The organism is Micromonospora zhanjiangensis, from assembly GCF_042650605.1.
GTDB classification, from domain to species: domain Bacteria; phylum Actinomycetota; class Actinomycetes; order Mycobacteriales; family Micromonosporaceae; genus Micromonospora_J; species Micromonospora_J zhanjiangensis.
Genome location: NZ_JBHSBN010000009.1, coordinates 121261 through 136693, shown reverse-complemented (window position 1 = coordinate 136693; position 15433 = coordinate 121261). Strand labels below are relative to the sequence as shown.

The following is a 15433-nucleotide window of genomic DNA, read 5'->3' as shown; positions in this document are numbered from 1 at the left end:
GTTTCTTCCCCGCCCGTCCGGGCGGCTCAGTCGGTCGGGAGCAGGCCGAACACCACGTCGTCGGCCCGGGTGCCGGCCCGGCCGGGCAACTGGCCGCGCAGCACGCCCTCCCGGCGGAAACCGGCCTTCTCCAGCACCCGCTGCGACGCGACGTTGGTCGGCAGCGTGCCGCCGAACAGCCGGGCGATGCCCGCCTCGCGGAACGCCCACCCGGCGAGCAGGCGTACCGCCCGGGTCGGGTAGCCGCGGCCGCGCCAGGCCGGCAGCAGGCTGTAGGCGACCATGGCCTCGCGCAGCGCGGGCTGCTCGTAGTACAGGGCGACGGCACCGGCCGGCCGGCCCGAGGCGACGTCCACCAGGACCAGGTCGGCCTGCTCACCGGCGAGCCAACGGGCGGCCGCACGGTCGCACCGCGTCACGATTTTCGCCCGGTCGGCCGGCCCCGGCGGGACGTTGGTCGCCATCACATCCGGCTGGTTCTGCAACTCGTGGAAGAAATCGACGTCGGTCGGGCCGAGCCGGCGCAGCCCGATCACGCCGTCGGTCAGCCACCCGCGCCGCCGGCCGGTCTCGGTCGGGCCGGCCCCTGCGCTGGTCTCGGTCGGGCCGGCCCCTGCCGTGGTCTCGGTCGGCCGGGCCGGGACGGTGGGCAGGTTGGGCAGGTCGGGCAGGTCGGGCTTGGGCAGGTTGGGCAGGTCGGGCAGCAGTCGGGGCGCCGGGCCGGGCGGATCGTCGGCCAGCCGGACCCAGGCGACCAGGTCGACCCGGCCGCCGTCGCGGCTCCGGGCGGCCCGCCGGCGTACGCCCTCGCGCTGGAAGCCGGCCGCGAGGGCGACCCGCTGGCTGGCCTCGTTCGCCCAGTCGGTGAGCAGTTCGAGTCGTTCGAGACCGCTGTCGAAGGCGTACCCGGTGAGCGTCCGGACCGCGGCGGTGGCGACGCCGCGACCCCGCGCCCACGGCGCCACCCAGTAGCCGATCTCGGCCTGCGCCCGCTCGGGCACCACCTGGCCGAGGCCCATGCCGCCGAGCAACCGGTCGGTGGCCGGGTCGACGATCGCGTACGCGGCGCCGCCGCCGGCCCAGGCGGCCGGGGCCCCCGTCCCGATCCACCAGTGGGCGTCGGCCGGGGTGTACGGCTCGGGCATACCCGTGACGAACCGGAGGGTCACCGGATCGGCGCAGGCCGACGCCAGGTCCGCCGCGTCCGACTCCCGGTACGGCCGCAGCAGCACGCCGTCGCCGGGGACCGTTTCCCGCCTCATCCGCGCCGGCCGAGGTCGTCGGGGAGCAGGGCGGCCACCCAGGCGTCCACCCGCTTGCCGCGGTGCGCGACGGCATGCCGCGCGGTGCCCTCGAAGACGAACCCGGCCTTCTCGGCGGCCCGCCGGGAGGCGTGGTTCCCGACGTTGGCCCGCCACTCGATCCGGGCCAGGCCGAGGCTGGTGAACGCCCAGGCGGCCAGCGCGCCGAGTGCGGCCGGCAGGTAACCCCGCCCCCGGTACGCCGGTGTGGTCAGGAACCCGACGTCCGCGACGGTCGGGTCGACGGGGGAGATGCGCAGGTCGAGCGTGCCGGCGTACCGGTCCTCGGGGTCGGCGACGGCGAAGATCGCGCCGGTGCCGCGGGCCCAGGTGTCGACGGCGAGTTCCCGGACGTAGAACTCCGCGTCGCCGCGCTGGTAGGGGTCGGGCACGCTGGTCCAGCGGATCGACTCGGGATCCCGGCAGCCGACCACCAGGTCGTCGATGTCCCGGTCCTCGGGCCGGCGCAGCCGGATCTCGCCGTCCACGGTCGTGGCGAACAGCACCGGCTGGTCGCGGCCGAAGACGGCCGCCCGCCGGACCTCCAGCGGATCGAGCACGACCGCGCCGTCGTCGGCCGGGGTGGCCGGGCGGCCGGTGGGGCTGGCCGGGCCGCCGTCGTCGACCGGGTGCTCGGTCGGGGTGGCCGGGGCGTCGGGCGGCGTGGGCAGGTCGGCGGGGAGCAGGGAGCCGATCCAGCCGTCCGGACCACCCATCGGGTGCGGGTGGGCCAGCCGCAACCGCCCGTCGATCCGGAAGCCGGCGCGCAGGGCGACCAGCCGGGAGGCGTGGTTGCCCACCTCGGCCTGCCAGACGATCCGACGCATCCCGAGCTGGTCGAACGCCCAGCGGGCGACGGCCCGGGTGGCCCGGACGGCCACCCCGCGCCCGCGCGCCCAGGGCGCGGTCCAGTAGCCCACCTCGGCCGAGTCGAGGGCGCGGTCGATCGACACCAGCCCGCAGGAGCCGAGCAGCTCTCCGGTCCCGGCGTCGCACACCGCGAACGGCGCGCCGGTGCCGGCGGCCCAGGCCGCCGGGGCGATCCCGGTGACGAATCCGGTGGCGTGCTCCGGCAGGTACGGGCTGGGAACGCTGGTCCAGCGCTGGATGGCCGGGTCCTGGCAGGCCCGGTGCACCGCGTCCGCGTCACCGCTGCGCCAAGGCCGGAGCAGCAGATCGCCGTGGATGATCTCTACCGGTTCCATCGGGCAATCGTGCCGGACGCTTCGCGCTGGGCGTAACCGTTTATCGGCCCTCGGACCCGATGATTGGTGCGAAATGAGTGTTTTGTCGGCTTGGGAAGGCGGCGCGGCTGACGGAAGTGCCGACGGAGCGCCTACGATGGTTCGCAGACTGTCTAGGGGAGCGTTGATCCGTGTCGATACTGGAAAAGGTCCTCAATGCCGGCGAGGGACGCATGCTGCGCCGGCTCAAGGCCATCGCCAACGCCGTCAACTCGCTCGAGGACGACTACCTCGACCTGAGCGATGAGGAACTGCGGGGCATGACCGACCAGTTCCGGGAACGGTTGGCCGATGGCGAGACCCTCGACGACCTGCTCCCGGAGGCCTTCGCGGTGGTCCGCGAGGCGGCCGCCCGGGTGCTGGGCCAGCGTCCGTACGACGTCCAGGTGATGGGCGGCGCGGCGCTGCACTTCGGCAACATCGCCGAGATGAAGACCGGTGAGGGCAAGACCCTGACCTCGGTCATGGCGGTCTACCTCAACGCGCTCGCCGGCGAGGGCGTGCACGTGGTGACGGTGAACGACTACCTGGCCCAGCGGGACGCCGCCTGGATGGGCCGGGTGCACGAGTTCCTCGGCCTCACCGTCGGGGTGGTGCTGCCCAACCGGCCGTCCGCCGAGCACCGGGCCGCGTACGAGTGCGACATCACCTACGGCACCAACAACGAGTTCGGCTTCGACTACCTGCGGGACAACATGTCCTGGTCGAAGGACGAACTGGTGCAGCGCGGGCACAACTTCGCCGTGGTCGACGAGGTCGACTCGATCCTGATCGACGAGGCCCGGACGCCGTTGATCATCTCCGGCCCGGCCGAACACTCGGCCCGGTGGTACTCCGAGTTCGCCGGAGTGGTGGCCCGGCTGCAGTCGGGCAAGGACGGCGAGGGCGACTACGAGGTCGACTACTCCAAGCGCACCATCGCGGTCACCGAGCGCGGCGTCGCCAAGGTCGAGGACCGGTTGGGCATCGACAACCTGTACGAGTCGGTGAACACCCCGCTGGTCGGCTACCTGAACAACGCGATCAAGGCCAAGGAGCTCTACAAGCGCGACAAGGACTACATCGTCAGCGACGGCGAGGTCCTCATCGTAGACGAGTTCACCGGCCGGATCCTGCACGGCCGGCGGTACAACGAGGGCATGCACCAGGCCATCGAGGCCAAGGAGGGCGTGGAGATCAAGCAGGAGAACCAGACTCTTGCCACGATCACCCTGCAGAACTACTTCCGCCTCTACAACAAGCTCTCCGGCATGACCGGTACGGCGCAGACCGAGGCCAGCGAGTTCAACAAGGTCTACAAGGTCGGCGTGGTGTCCATCCCCACCCACCGGCCGATGGTCCGGATGGACATGCCGGACGTCATCTACAAGACCGAGAAGGCCAAGTTCAACGCCGTGGTGGAGGACATCGCCGAGCGGCACGCGCTGGGCCAGCCGGTGCTGGTCGGCACGGTCTCGGTGGAGAATTCCGAGATCCTCTCGCAGTTGCTGCGGCGGCGTGGCATCCCGCACGCGGTGCTGAACGCGAAGTTCCACGCCAAGGAGGCGGAGATCATCGCGCAGGCCGGCCGCAAGGGCGGGGTCACCGTGGCGACCAACATGGCCGGCCGGGGCACCGACATCCTGCTCGGCGGCAACCCGGAGTTCCTGGCCGCGAACGAGCTGCGCCAGCGCGGCCTGGACCCGGACGAGACCCCGGACGACTACGCCAAGGCGATGGAGGAGGTCCTGCCCCAGTGGAAGCAGGCCTGCGACGCCGAGGCCGAGGAGGTCACCGCCGCCGGCGGTCTCTACGTGCTGGGCACCGAGCGGCACGAGTCGCGCCGGATCGACAACCAGCTGCGCGGTCGGGCCGGCCGGCAGGGTGACCCCGGCGAGTCCCGGTTCTACCTGTCGCTGCAGGACGAGCTGATGCGCCGGTTCCGGGCCGGCGCGGTCGAGGCCGTGATGGAGCGGTTCAACATCCCGGAGGACGTGCCCATCGAGTCGAAGATGGTCACCCGCCAGATCAAGAGCGCGCAGGCCCAGATCGAGGGCCAGAACGCCGAGATCCGAAAGAACGTCCTGAAGTACGACGAGGTGCTCAACAAGCAGCGCCAGGTGGTCTACGCCGAGCGCAAGCGCGTGCTCGACGGCGAGGACCTGCACGACCAGGTCGACCACATGATCGACGACGTGATCACCGCGTACGTGACCGGGGCCACCTCCGACGGCTACCCGGAGGACTGGGACCTCGAACAGCTCTGGGCCAGCCTCAAGCAGCTCTACCCGATCGGCGTGACCATCGAGGACCTCGAGGAGGAGGTGGGCGGCGAGCGCAACGGCCTCGACGCCGACTTCCTGCTGGCCCGGCTCAAGGAGGACGCGCACGAGGCGTACGCCCGCCGGGAGGAGGAACTCGGCAGCGAGGCGACCCGTGAGCTGGAGCGGATGGTGCTGCTGCAGGTCATCGACCGCAAGTGGCGCGAGCACCTGTACGAGATGGACTACCTGCAGGAGGGCATCAGCCTGCGGGCGTACGCCCAGCGCGACCCGGTGGTGGAGTACCAGCGGGAGGGCTTCGACATGTTCGCCACCATGATGGACGGCATCAAGGAGGAGACGGTCGGCTTCCTCTACAACCTGGAGGTCCAGGTCGAGGAGCCGCAGCCCGCACCCGAGCAGGAGGTCAAACTGCTCGAACAGCCGGTGGAGATCAAGGCCAAGGGGCTCAACCGTCCGCCGCGTACGCAGGGTCTGCAGTACTCCGCGCCCACCATCGACGGTGAGGCCGGCGCGGGCGGGGTCGCCGTCGAGCGGCCCGAGGCGCAGGCCCCGGCGCTCGGGGTGGGCCGGCCCGCCGGCGGGACGAACCCGGCTCCGGGTGCCGCCGCGGCCGCCGCCGCGGCCCGGCGCTCCGCCTCGGCCGGACAGGCCGCGAGCGGTAACGGCCCGTCCCGGAACGCGCCCTGCCCCTGCGGCTCCGGTCGCAAGTACAAGCGCTGCCACGGCGCGCCGTCCGGCGGAGCCTGATCCGACAACGGCCGCGGGGTCGTCGTCAGCGCACCGAGCGCCGACGGCGGCCCCGCGGCCTTTTGACGTGCGGGCCGGGTGGAGGCCCGGGACGCCCACCGGCCGTTCCAGGTGAGCGCCCCGGGCAGATCGGTGCCGACCCGGCCGGGTAGTGGCCGGTGCTGACCCGGCTGGTCGGTGTCGGGGTGCACGGGCGCCGCACCATCACGAGGTGTCCCGGCCGATCAGCAGGTCGGCATCGGTGAGCAGCCAGTTGCCCCGACGCCGCTCCAACCGCAGGGTCATGGCCCAGGCCCGGTCGCCCCGGCCGAGCACGGCGGCGATCTCGGCCGCTCCGGGGCGGGGCTCGCAGACGCGTACCCGTCGGAGCCTGAACGGCACGGTCGGGCGTCCGGGCCGGGGCGTAGCCGGACTGCCGATCCGCCGTACGGCGGCGCCGATCCGCTCGACCAGGCCGGGCGCGTGGGCCGGGATGGACAACGCGCGCAGGTGTCCGACCGGGCGGTAGCCGTTGAGGATCTCCAGGCACCGGCCGAGGACCAGGTGGGCGGCCTGTCTCGTCCCCGGCGAGGCGACCGCTCCGGCCGTCCCGGCACCGGCCGCCCCGGCCGTCCCGGCACCGGCACCGGCCGGAGTGCCGGCTGGTTCGATTCGGCCGCCGGCGGGTGTGCCGGCGCCGGTGGGGTGGGCGGCGAGGGGCGTCTCCCCCGCACCGCGGCGACGGGCCCAGAGGTCGAAGGCGAGCTGGTCGATCGAGGGCGGCGGCCAGGTCGCCACCGACGATTCGTCGTCGAACGGCGGATCCAGCGGCGGGACGGCGCGCAGTCGGATGGATGGACGGACTCCGGGCCTGGTCCGGACTGCGGGCATCGGGCGCTCCGATTAATCGATCTTGCGTTTGCCTTCGTTTGCCTTCGTTCGACATATTTAAGTTAAAGATGACGGCGCACGTCAATGTCATCCGGGCGGCAGAAATCGACGATCGACGGGCGACCTGAACCTGCCGCTTCTGCCGGCCGCGTGGGCGGCGGGGCGGGATGAGCGGCGGGGCGGGATGGGCGGCGGAGGGGGTGAGGCTGGGTGAGCGGCGGGCCGGTGCGGGTTCGGGCTAGTCCGGCTCGCGGTCGACGAGGGGGTTGTCCTTCACCCACTCGGCGGTCTCGGCGTACTTGCGCTGGATGTACTCCTCCAGCCGGGCGCGTTCGACCCGCCACTGCCCCCGACCGCCGATCTTGATCGCCGGAAGCTCCCCGCTGCGCACCATGTGGTAGACCTGCGAATCCGAGACGTTCAGCTCGGCTGCGACGTCGGACAGCAGCAGGAACCTGGACTCCACGAGGAAGACTCCCGACGGTGAGTGGTCGTTGCCTCAGTTTGCCATCGACCACGGGGGCGGCGGCGTCGCGGGCTTCGGGGCCGAAAAGGAGCAACCGGGCGTATCCGGGAGAGTCGGCTTCCCGAACGCCGCCAACGGGTGTACTACAGGAGCGGCGTACGGCATGATCGGCGCGCCGCGCGGTCGTCCGAGGCCGGCGGGTACGGGTTCAGGTGGGAGACAGCGGTGAAGGACCAACTCGTCCGGGTGTACGTCCCGGCCACCGTGCCGATGCTGGCGAACCTGCGGAAGCAGGGCGCACTGCCGGCGGCCGGCGCACACGCGGTGACCCCCGCGTTGCGGGAGTGGTACGCCGAGGGCGACGAGGAGGAACTGGAGTACGTGGCCTTCACCCGGGCGGCCCAGGACGCCCTGCGCCTGCTGCGGGACGATGCCGGGGCGCCCCGCCGGCGGGTGGTCGTCTCGGCCGACCTGCCGCCCGGCAGCGTGCCCGGTGGCGACCTCGAACTCGGTTCCAGCCTGGTGCGGCTGACCGGGCCGATCCCGCTCGCCGCGGTGGCCGCGGTCCACGTCGACGGCGCGGACGCGGCGGCGGACGTCGAGGCCGCCGCAGCCGTGATCGGCGAGGCCCTGGCCGGCGATCCGGACGCCCAGTTCACCGTCGACGGCGCCGAGGACCACGAACTGGAGTGGTACGACGTGTCCGAGTTGGACACGCTGGTGGGCTAGGTCCGGTGCCCACGCGGTCGGTCAGCGGGTGACCGGCTCGCTGCTCTCGGCGGGCTTGCCCGGCTCGATCGCCTCGTCGTCCGGCCCGGCGTCCTCGGCGGCGGGTCCCAGGGTGCGACCGAAGGCGATGAGCGCGGTGAGCGCGCCGACGAAGAGCACCACCAGCGCGTGGTTGACCCGGGAGCCGCCGAGCAGCCCCTGGGCGTCCCGGTCGGCGGCGCTGATCGAGCCGGCCAGCGCCAGCACCCGCGATCCGGCGGTGCGGATCAGCACCTCGGCCACGAGCAGCAGCAACCCGGCGCCGGCGCCGGCGGCCAGGTAGGCGGGCCACCGCAGCGGCGGCCGGTCCGGGTCGACGAGTTCGGCCCGGCGCCCGGTGCGGCGCAGGTAACCGAAGGCCAGCAGGCCGGCGACCAGCCCGCTGGCCAGCGAGGCGGTCCAGGAGAACCAGCGCAGCGCGCCGGCCTGCGACTCGATGGTGTCGCCGGAGCCGTACAGGGTGGTGAGGTCGGTCTTGAAGTAGGCCAGCGTGAAGGTGACGGCGGAGACGGCCAGCGAGGCGAGCAGGGCGGCGCCGACCACCGAGGGCCGGAGCACCCCGAGCGCCGAGCCGATGATCACCGCGGCGGCGATGGTGCCGGCGAGGATGGTGACGGCCGCGCCGCCGCCGTAGGTGAGTTTGACCACGAGGGCGGCCAGCACGCCGGTGACCAGTCCGACCCCGATCGCCGCGGCGAACCGCGGGGTCGGTCGGCCGATCCCGCGCCGGGCCAGCAGGTTCGCGGTGAGCAGGCTCGCCGCGACCCCGGCGACCAGGCTCGGCCCGACCAGCGCCGGCAGCGCGTACGCGGACATGGTGATCGACAACGTCCCGGCGTTCGAGAAGATCGCCGTCCGGGCCGACCACAGCATGGTGGCCAGCCAGATCAGGGCCAGCACGGCCAGCAGGGCGGCGCCGGGCGCGGGAACCGGCCGGGTCGCGCGGGTCGCGCCGCCGACGGGCTCGGCCGGCGGGTCCGCGGTGGTGCCGGATCTCTTGGTCATCTTTTCCCCTTCAGCGGATGCCCGGGCCGCACCGGTGGGGCGGCGGAGACAGGGGCGCGGCGCTCGTGGCCCGCCGCCGGCCCTTCAGGGTACGCGGGGTCGGCGGGGGCGGTCGGGCGTGGGAGGATTGGCGCAGGTCCCGCCGTCGCGGCTCCGGTCACCCCGGGGCAGCGGCCCGAGGCGCATGGCGACAGGCCATGGCCCGTGGGTCCGATTTCGCCACTGTTGCCGAGATCGCTCAGGAGCTTCTGATGGACGCCGTGTTCTCCGTACCCGAGCCGCGAAACGAGCCGGTGCGTGACTACGCCCCGGGCAGCGCCGAGCGGGACAGCCTGCAGCGGCGGCTCGGTGAGCTGGCCGCCGAGCGGATCGACCTGCCGATGACCGTCGGCGGCGAGCAGCGGATGGCCGCGGGTGCGGCGATCGAGGTCGTGCAGCCGCACCGGCACCGGCATGTGCTGGGGGTCACCCACAACGCGACCAACGCCGACGCGGCGGCAGCGGTGACGGCTGCGAAGGAAGCCGCCCCGATGTGGCGTGATTTGTCCTTTGACGACCGCGCCGCGGTGTTCCTCCGCGCGGCGGACCTGCTGTCCGGACCGTGGCGGGACACGCTCAACGCCGCCACCATGCTCGGCCAGTCCAAGACGGCGGTCCAGGCCGAGATCGACTCCGCCTGCGAGTTGATCGACTTCCTGCGGTTCAACGTGTCGTTCGCCCGGCAACTGCTGGCCGAGCAGCCGATCTCGTCGGCCGGGGTGTGGAACCGGTTCGACCACCGGCCGCTGGAGGGCTTCGTCTACGCGGTCACCCCGTTCAACTTCACCGCGATCGCCGGCAACCTGCCCAGCGCGCCCGCCCTGGTCGGCAACACCGTGGTCTGGAAGCCGGCGCCGACGCAGCAGTTCGCCGCCCACTTCACCATGCGGCTGTTCGAGGCGGCCGGCCTGCCGCCCGGCGTGATCAACCTGGTCACCGGGCACGGCCCGGAGATCTCCGAGGTCGTGCTCGCCGACCCGGACCTGGCCGGTATCCACTTCACCGGCTCGACGAAGGTCTTCCAGCAGCTCTGGCGCACGGTCGGGGAGAACATCGACCGCTACCGCGGCTACCCCCGGCTGGTCGGCGAGACCGGTGGCAAGGACTTCGTCATCGCGCACTCCAGCGCGGACGTCGACGCCCTGCACACCGCGCTGGTCCGCGGTGCCTACGAGTACCAGGGCCAGAAGTGCTCGGCCGCGTCCCGGGCGTACGTCCCGCGGTCGATCTGGGCGGGCGGCCTGGCCGACCGGATGGCCGCCACCGTCGACTCGCTGCGGTACGGCGACGTGACCGACTTCGCCAACTTCGGTGGCGCGGTGATCGACGCCAAGGCGTTCGCCCGGCACACCGCCGCCCTCGACATGATCAAGTCCGACGACACCTGCCGGATCCTGGCCGGCGGCACGGCCGACGACTCCGAGGGGTACTTCGTCCGGCCGACGCTGTTCGAGTGCACCGACCCGGCACACGAGTCGTTCACCACCGAGTACTTCGGCCCGATCCTGGGCGTGCACGTCTACGACGACGCCCGGTTCGAGGCGGTCGTCGCGCAGGCGGAATCGGTCGCACCGTACGCGCTGACCGGCTCGATCTTCGCCACCGACCGGCGCGTGATCGCCTGGGCCGGCGACAAGCTGCGGTACGCGGCCGGCAACTTCTACATCAACGACAAGCCGACCGGCGCCGTGGTGGGGCAGCAGCCGTTCGGTGGCGCCCGGGCCAGCGGCACCAACGACAAGGCCGGCTCGCCGCTGAACCTGGTCCGTTGGATGTCCCCGCGGACCATCAAGGAGACCTTCGTCCCGGTCACCGACCACCGCTACCCGCACATGGGCTGACGCCGCCAGCCGCCCGCCGCGCGGGCGGCAGCGGGCGCGCCGAAGCCGGTCCCGATTTCGGCGCCACATCGAGAAAGTAGTAGCTACTACGAATTCGATGTGGCGCCGAAAGTGACCTGTCCTCGGCGGGCGGCACTCTCCGTGCTCGACCGGCCCACCCGCGCACCCACCCGCCCACCGGGCCACCCACCCACCGGCTACGCCGGGGCGACCGACTCGATCCGGTCGAGGGCGAAGTTGCGTTCGTCGGCGCGCAGGTGACACCAGGCGACCAGCAGGCGTCCGTCCAGGCAGACCGGCTCGACGATCCGGACGGTGTAGTCCCCGGCGGAGTCCCGGTAGCTGATCTTGATCGGATCGCCCCGGTCGATCGCCGTCGCCAGCCGGCGCCGCTCGTCCGGCTGCAGCTGCCGGGCGTGCCGGTGCACCACCGGCAGTGGATCGTCCGGGTCGGCGGCGGCACCCACCGGCAGCCGGATGACGGTGGCCAGCGCCTCGGCCTCGCCGGCCACCGGCTCCGCCGGCCGGGTCCGCGACCGACCCGTCAGTTCCGTCGGCCCGGTCCGCGGCCGTCCGGCGGACGCCGTCGGCCCGGTCCGTGGCGGCCCGGCCGGACCCGCGGACCCGGCCAGCAACCGACCCGCCAGCTCCACGAGCCCGGCCGTGCCGGCCGCGCCGGCAGCGCCCGCCGCCCCGGCCGGTGACGCGGGTTGCGCCGGGCGGTGCGGAGCGGCCGGTCGGCGTGGCACCGGTGCCCGCAGGCGGGGCGGCCGTTCGATCCGTGGCCGGCCCGCGGCGTCCTCGCCCACCGGCGGGTAACCGGCGTCCCGCAGCACCCGCAGCGTCTCGGCGACCGGTCGGCCGCTGGCCAGTACGGTCGGGGCCAGCTCGGTCAGCTTCAGCGGACCCAACGACCGTGCCCGCAGCAGTTCGGCGCCGAGCGCCGGATCGTCGACCCGCAGCACGCAGCCGACCGCCCGGACCCGTACCCGACCGTGCTGCCGGCCGACGTCACGGATCAGGTACTCCAGCGGCTGCGGCAACGCGTCACCGGTCACCACGGCGCGCAGGGCGGCGGTCAGGCCGGCCGGATCATGGCCGGCGTCCAGCGCGGCGCGGACCGAGGACGCGGTGAACCGCCAACCGGTGGCGCCGCCCCGGGACTCGCGTACCGCGGCGGCGTCGAGCAGGTCGGCGAGCGCCGCCGCGGGGACGCCCGGCACGACCGCGGTCAGGTCGTTCTGGAACAGCGCCCCGGCCAGCGGGCGGGGCAGCAGCGCCGCGGCGGTGGCGGGTAACGATCCGGGGTCGGCCAACAGGGCGCGGCCCAGGGTGGACAGCGCGCCGTGCGCGACCACGCCGAGCGCCCGGGCCTCCCGGGCGAGACCGGCCAGCACCGCGAGCCGGGTGTCCGGCTCGGACCCGCCCAGCAGCGGCAGTTGCCAGGACAGCGCCGCGGCGAGTTCGCCGTCGTCACCGGCGCCCCGCCCGGCGGGCAGGTCGCCGATGGTGCGCAGCAGCGCGGTCCGCAGGTCGCCGACGGTCAACCCGGTGCCGTCCCGGGACAGTGCCGCGCCGGCCGGCGTACCGTCCGGTCGGACGTCGGCCAGCGGCGCCGCCGGCAGCCGGGGCCAGACCCGCAGCAGCGTCGACAGCCGGTCGGCCGGCTCGGCGGCACGCCACTCGTCGTACCGGTCGGTGGGGCGCAACTGGCCGTCGGCGAAGCCGACCAGGCCGGCCGCGTACGCCAGCTCCAGCCACAGCCGTACCCGGGGCTCGTCGCAGCCGGCGGCCCGGGCCAACCGGCGCAGCTCCCGGGTGCCGACGCCGCCGGTCTTGAGCGTGGTGGCCGGCGCCGCGTCGACCAGGCCGAGCAGCGCGGCGGCCTGGTCGAGGGCGGCCGTCGCGGCGGCCGCGGCCTCCCGCCGCACGGCCTCGACCGGTACGTCGGTAAGCGTCCAACCCGGCGGCTCCGGGTCGAACGGTGCCCGCCAGTCCGGTCCGCGCAGGGCGACGCCCACCTCGGCCGGCAGCTGGGCGTGCCGCCACCCGTCCCAGATCAGCAGGCCGCGCCGGGTGGCCCAGCCGACGGCGTCGTCGGCGGGCCGGTCGCGGTGGCCCGGTGGTACGGCGACCAGCGGCTCGCCGTGGGCGAGTTCGGTGAGCAGCGTGCGGGCCGCCGGCGGGGCGGCCGAAACCAGCTCGCGGACCCGGTCGCCGTCGGCCAGGGCGGCGCAGACGCCGGTCAGCAGGTCCCGCCGGCCGCGGGCCGGGGGCAGCGTCAGCGCCCGGGCGACGGCCCGCAGTTGGTCGGCGGGCAGCCCGGCGAGCAGCCGCTCGGCCCGGGCGCCCAGCCCGAGCGGACGCGGGAAGGCCGACCAGAGTGGAGCGGCCATCCGCAGCTCGACGCCGTCCGGCCAGACCAGCGCCCGACCGGCGAGCACCGCCAGGGTGGCGCCGAGTTCCGGGTCGTCGGACGACCGGCCGAGCAGGGCGGCGAGACGTTCCACCGACGTGGTCGGACCGCCGGACGCCTGCACCGCCTCGATCAGCTGAAGCGCCGGGCGGGGCAGGGCGCTCAGCGCGGCGGTCACCGAGGCGCGCGACTGCAACCGGGTGGCGAGATCGGCGAGGTCGTCCGGTTCCGTCGGGCCGAGCGCGTCGGCCCGGCGGGCCAGGATCGCCGCGAGTTCGTCGGCGGTACGCCCGGCGAGCCAGCGGACCAGGGGGGATGCCACGATCGGTCAATCTGCCGCACCGGTGCCGGCGGGTCAACGCGGCGCCGCCTCCGGGCGACCGGCGTGTCGACCGGACCGGGCCCACTTTCCGGGGCTTATTGTCGCCGTTTAGGGCCGCCTGGGCGTTTTGTGCAATACCATGCTTCTGCCACCCCCGTGCCCGCTACGGCCGGATCTCCTCACCCGCCCCATCCGCACAAGCATCGAAATTCCTCAATGGACTGTCCGTGACGGACAGTGCACAGTGGATGACGATTTGCCGCAGATCAGCCATTTTCTGGACGCCGGGTCCGCAAAGTGGCAGCGTAGAGGGCATGGCGGATACAGGAATCAACCCCACAGCGGCCGCTCTGCTCGGCCTGCTCCACGAGGGACCGATGACCGGCGGCCAGCTGATGGCCGCCGCCGAACGACGACTCGCACCGTACTGGTCGATGACCCGCAGCCAGGTCTACCGCGAATTGCCGGTGCTGGCCGACCAGGGTCTGGTCCGGCTCGGCAAGCCCGGACCGCGGTCCAGCCAGCCGTACGCGATCACCGCGGCCGGAAAACGGACATTCTCCCGCTGGTTGGCCGAGACCCCCGGGCGGGACACCATCCGGAACCCGACCGCCCTGCGGGTCGCCTTCGGGCCCCAGCACTCGGCGACCCAGTTGCGCAACCTCTACGCCGGGGCGAACGACTACCACACCGAGTCCCTGGCCCTGGCCCGTGACCAGGCCAAGGAGGCCAAGAAGACCGGTGACACGTACGGCGCGGCGGCCCTGGAGTTCGCGGTGGCGTACCACAAGGCGGCGCTGACCTGGCTCAAGAACGCTCCGAGCGCCTGACCCGCCCGGCGCCGACGTGCCGGGGACGCACGGGCGGACGGCCCCTCCGCCGACCCGTCCGCCCGTGCCGGGACCACCCGCCGGCGCCCGTTCGGTGGCAGGTGGTCGGGTTCCGCCGGGGGCGACGTATTCTTGCCTGTTGTGACCGCTGCCGAATACGCCGACCAGCTCAAAGACCTCGACGCCACGCTGCGCAACATCGAGGCAGTCCTCGATGTCGACCGCCTGCGCCGGGACAAGGCCAGGCTGGAGGAGGAGGCCTCCGCACCGGACCTGTGGGACGACCAGGCCCGGGCCCAGGACGTGACCTCCCGGCTGTCGTACGTGGGCGGCGAGATCACCAAGCTGGAGGACCTGCGTCGCCGGCTCGACGACGGCCGGGTGCTGCTGGAGCTGGCCGAGGCGGAGGACGACTCGGGCGTGCTGCACGAGGTGGAGACCGAGCTCGGTGCGCTGACCAAGGCCATCCAGGAGATGGAGGTCCGCACCCTGCTGTCCGGGGAGTACGACTCCCGGGAGGCGCTGGTGGCGATCCGGGCCGGCGCCGGCGGGGTGGACGCCGCCGACTTCGCCGAGATGCTGCTGCGGATGTACCTGCGCTGGGCCGAACGGCACGGCTACCCCACCGAGGTCTACGAGACCTCGTACGCCGAGGAGGCCGGGCTCAAGTCGGCCACCTTCACGGTCAAGGTCCCGTACGCCTACGGCACGCTCAGTGTCGAGTCCGGCACGCACCGGCTGGTCCGGATCAGCCCGTTCGACAACCAGGGCCGGCGGCAGACCAGCTTCGCCGGGGTCGAGGTGCTGCCCGTCGTCGAGCAGACCGACCACATCGACATCCCCGAGAACGAGATGCGGGTCGACGTCTACCGCTCGTCCGGGCCGGGTGGGCAGAGCGTGAACACCACCGACTCGGCGGTCCGGATCACGCACGTCCCGACCGGCATCGTGGTCACCTGCCAGAACGAGAAGTCCCAACTGCAGAACAAGGCGTCCGCGCTGCGGGTGCTGCAGGCCCGGCTGCTGGAGCGCAAGCGGCAGGAGGAGCAGGCCAAGATGGCCGGCCTGAAGACCGACGCCGCCGGCTCGTGGGGCGACCAGATGCGGTCGTACGTGCTGCACCCGTATCAGATGGTGAAGGATCTGCGAACCGAGCAGGAGACCGGCAATCCGAGCGCGGTCTTCGACGGTGAGCTGGACAGCTTCATCGAGGCGGGCATCCGGTGGCGCAAGCAGAGCCAGCTGGCGGTTGACGCTCAGTGAGCGTCCGGGGCCGCACGGTGGCGCGGCGCGGCCGGCAGCCATGACAATTTTCGCTTA

General features: G+C 73.3%; 11 protein-coding genes. 5 read left to right on the top strand and 6 right to left on the bottom strand.

Annotated features, from left to right (window positions below; all coding sequences use genetic code 11):
* Positions 1-26: 26 nt before the first annotated feature.
* Both ACFOX0_RS15785 and ACFOX0_RS15780 read right to left on the bottom strand, forming a co-directional pair.
* Positions 27-1262 carry a GNAT family N-acetyltransferase gene (locus ACFOX0_RS15785; RefSeq protein WP_377546202.1) on the bottom strand — a complete coding sequence of 412 codons (1236 nt, stop codon included), beginning with the start codon at positions 1260-1262 and terminating at the stop codon, positions 27-29.
* Complete coding sequence (locus tag ACFOX0_RS15780; protein ID WP_377546199.1) at positions 1259-2506, bottom strand: GNAT family N-acetyltransferase; 1248 nt, start codon at positions 2504-2506, stop codon at positions 1259-1261. Before ACFOX0_RS15780 ends, ACFOX0_RS15785 begins: the two co-directional genes overlap by 4 nt.
* Before the next feature lie 170 nt (positions 2507-2676).
* On the opposite strand from ACFOX0_RS15780, the gene secA reads away from it, so the two are divergent.
* Positions 2677-5556 carry a preprotein translocase subunit SecA gene (secA, locus tag ACFOX0_RS15775; protein WP_377546197.1) on the top strand — a complete coding sequence of 960 codons (2880 nt, stop codon included), beginning with the start codon at positions 2677-2679 and terminating at the stop codon, positions 5554-5556.
* Positions 5557-5760: 204 nt separating this feature from the next.
* On the opposite strand, the gene ACFOX0_RS15770 is transcribed toward secA, so the two are convergent.
* Both ACFOX0_RS15770 and ACFOX0_RS15765 read right to left on the bottom strand, forming a co-directional pair.
* Positions 5761-6426, bottom strand: a complete 666-nt coding sequence (locus ACFOX0_RS15770) for an Rv3235 family protein (RefSeq protein ID WP_377546195.1) — start codon at positions 6424-6426, stop codon at positions 5761-5763.
* 238 nt (positions 6427-6664) lie between these two features.
* Complete coding sequence (locus ACFOX0_RS15765; RefSeq protein WP_377546193.1) at positions 6665-6892, bottom strand: helix-turn-helix domain-containing protein; 228 nt, start codon at positions 6890-6892, stop codon at positions 6665-6667.
* A 225-nt stretch (positions 6893-7117) separates the two neighbouring features.
* On the opposite strand from ACFOX0_RS15765, the gene ACFOX0_RS15760 reads away from it, so the two are divergent.
* Entirely contained in the window at positions 7118-7621 is a 504-nt protein-coding gene (locus tag ACFOX0_RS15760; protein WP_377546191.1) for a DUF6912 family protein, read from the top strand.
* Between the two features lie 21 nt (positions 7622-7642).
* Here ACFOX0_RS15760 and ACFOX0_RS15755 read toward each other — a convergent pair whose 3' ends face one another.
* Positions 7643-8665: a GlsB/YeaQ/YmgE family stress response membrane protein gene (locus ACFOX0_RS15755; protein ID WP_377546189.1), complete on the bottom strand. Its 1023-nt coding sequence runs from the start codon at positions 8663-8665 to the stop codon at positions 7643-7645.
* 251 nt (positions 8666-8916) lie between these two features.
* Here ACFOX0_RS15755 and pruA point away from each other — a divergent pair, with 251 nt between their 5' ends.
* A complete protein-coding gene (gene pruA / locus ACFOX0_RS15750; protein WP_377546187.1) occupies positions 8917-10545 on the top strand; it encodes an L-glutamate gamma-semialdehyde dehydrogenase in 1629 nt (542 codons plus the stop codon).
* Between the two features lie 197 nt (positions 10546-10742).
* On the opposite strand, the gene ACFOX0_RS15745 is transcribed toward pruA, so the two are convergent.
* Complete coding sequence (locus tag ACFOX0_RS15745; protein ID WP_377546185.1) at positions 10743-13283, bottom strand: helicase-associated domain-containing protein; 2541 nt, start codon at positions 13281-13283, stop codon at positions 10743-10745.
* A gap of 314 nt (positions 13284-13597) precedes the next feature.
* Here ACFOX0_RS15745 and ACFOX0_RS15740 point away from each other — a divergent pair, with 314 nt between their 5' ends.
* Together ACFOX0_RS15740 and prfB are read left to right on the top strand one after the other, a co-directional pair.
* A complete protein-coding gene (locus tag ACFOX0_RS15740) occupies positions 13598-14113 on the top strand; it encodes a PadR family transcriptional regulator (protein ID WP_377546183.1) in 516 nt (171 codons plus the stop codon).
* 141 nt (positions 14114-14254) lie between these two features.
* Entirely contained in the window at positions 14255-15376 is a 1122-nt protein-coding gene (prfB, locus tag ACFOX0_RS15735; RefSeq protein WP_377546181.1) for a peptide chain release factor 2, read from the top strand.
* Positions 15377-15433: the final 57 nt, after the last annotated feature.

What these genes read in the sequence shown, in the direction of transcription:
- ACFOX0_RS15785 (WP_377546202.1), bottom strand. Translation starts at nt 1,262, where the DNA reads ATGAGGCGGGAAACGGTCCCCGGCGACGGCGTGCTGCTGCGGCCGTAC.
- ACFOX0_RS15780 (WP_377546199.1), bottom strand. Translation starts at nt 2,506, where the DNA reads ATGGAACCGGTAGAGATCATCCACGGCGATCTGCTGCTCCGGCCTTGG.
- ACFOX0_RS15770 (WP_377546195.1), bottom strand. Translation starts at nt 6,426, where the DNA reads ATGCCCGCAGTCCGGACCAGGCCCGGAGTCCGTCCATCCATCCGACTG.
- ACFOX0_RS15755 (WP_377546189.1), bottom strand. Translation starts at nt 8,665, where the DNA reads ATGACCAAGAGATCCGGCACCACCGCGGACCCGCCGGCCGAGCCCGTC.
- pruA (WP_377546187.1), top strand. Translation starts at nt 8,917, where the DNA reads ATGGACGCCGTGTTCTCCGTACCCGAGCCGCGAAACGAGCCGGTGCGT.
- ACFOX0_RS15740 (WP_377546183.1), top strand. Translation starts at nt 13,598, where the DNA reads ATGGCGGATACAGGAATCAACCCCACAGCGGCCGCTCTGCTCGGCCTG.